The 1,329-nt window shown below is 70.7% G+C and carries 2 protein-coding genes; both read left to right on the top strand.

The annotated features are described in order from the left end of the window. A partial coding sequence (locus ACIRS4_RS37230) for a penicillin-binding transpeptidase domain-containing protein (protein ID WP_404204555.1) occupies positions 1–371 on the top strand: 371 nt, incomplete at its 5' end. Between the two features lie 34 nt (positions 372–405). Continuing rightward, positions 406–1,329, top strand: a 924-nt coding sequence (locus ACIRS4_RS37225) for a protein kinase (RefSeq protein ID WP_404204553.1), incomplete at its 3' end; no start/stop codon positions are given.

Raw genomic sequence — 1,329 nt, 5'->3', positions numbered from 1 at the left:
TCGACCAGTTGCAGGCGCCGGACCTCAGCACGCTGAGCACCACCAAACCGACCTCGGTGGGCCAGGCGGTCACCCCCCAGGTGGCCACCCAGATCACCAATCTGATGCTCGAGTCGGAGAAGAACACGCAGGGAGGGACGCAGCCGCGCCCGTATCAGATCGCGTCGAAGACCGGAACGGCCGAGCACGGCTCGGATCCGCGCAACACCCCGCCGCACGCCTGGTACATGGCGTTCGCACCGGCGCAGAACCCGAAGATCGCCATCGCGGTGATCGTCGAGAACGGCGGCGACCGGGCCCTGGCCGCGACCGGCGGCTCGGTGGCCGCACCGATCGCGCGGGCCGTGCTGGACGCCGGGCTGGGGGGCTGAGAGACATGAGAGTGCAAGGTAGACAGGGTCACGAATGCTGAACAACGGTGCGTTGATCGCGGATCGGTACCGGCTGCAGCGGCTGATCGCCACCGGCGGCATGGGCCAGGTCTGGGAAGCTCTGGACACCCGGCTGGACCGCCGGGTCGCAGTGAAGGTGCTCAAGGCGGAGTTCTCCACCGACCCCACCTTCCGGCAGCGCTTCCGTACCGAGGCGCGGACCACCGCGCAGCTGAATCACCCGGGCATCGCGAGCATTTACGACTACGGCGAGACGCAGGATCCGTCCGGCGGCGAGATCGCCTATCTGGTCATGGAATTCGTGCAGGGCGAGCCGCTCAACGCGGTGCTGTCCCGGCTGAACCGGCTCTCGGTGGCCCAGGGCCTCGACATGCTCGAGCAGACCGGGCGGGCGCTGCAGGTGGCGCACCTCGCGGGTGTCGTGCACCGGGACGTGAAGCCCGGCAACATCCTCGTGACGCCGACCGGTCAGGTGAAGATCACCGACTTCGGCATCGCCAAGGCCGTCGACGCCTCCCCGGTCACCAAGACCGGCATGGTGATGGGCACCGCCCAGTACATCGCGCCGGAGCAGGCCACCGGTGAGGACGCCACCGCCGCCTCGGACGTGTACTCGCTGGGCGTGGTCGGCTACGAGTCGCTCGCGGGCGCACGGCCGTTCACCGGCGACGGCGCGCTGACCGTCGCCATGAAGCATGTGCGGGAGGCCCCGCCGCCGCTGCCCGCCGACCTGCCGCCGAACGTGCGGGAGCTCATCGAGATCACCATGGCCAAGGAGCCGGGCCAGCGCTACGCCAATGGCGGCGAGTTCGCCGACGCGGTGTCCGCGGTGCGTTCGGGCCGCCGGCCCACTCCGCCCGGCGGGCTGCCGTCCGCGGCCATGACCGGCGCCACCCGGGTGCTGCCGCCCGGACCGACCATGATCATCCCGGGCGCG

The organism is Streptomyces sp. NPDC101166 (assembly GCF_044768125.1).
Taxonomy (GTDB): domain Bacteria; phylum Actinomycetota; class Actinomycetes; order Streptomycetales; family Streptomycetaceae; genus Streptomyces.
This window is presented reverse-complemented; position numbering and strand designations above follow the sequence as displayed.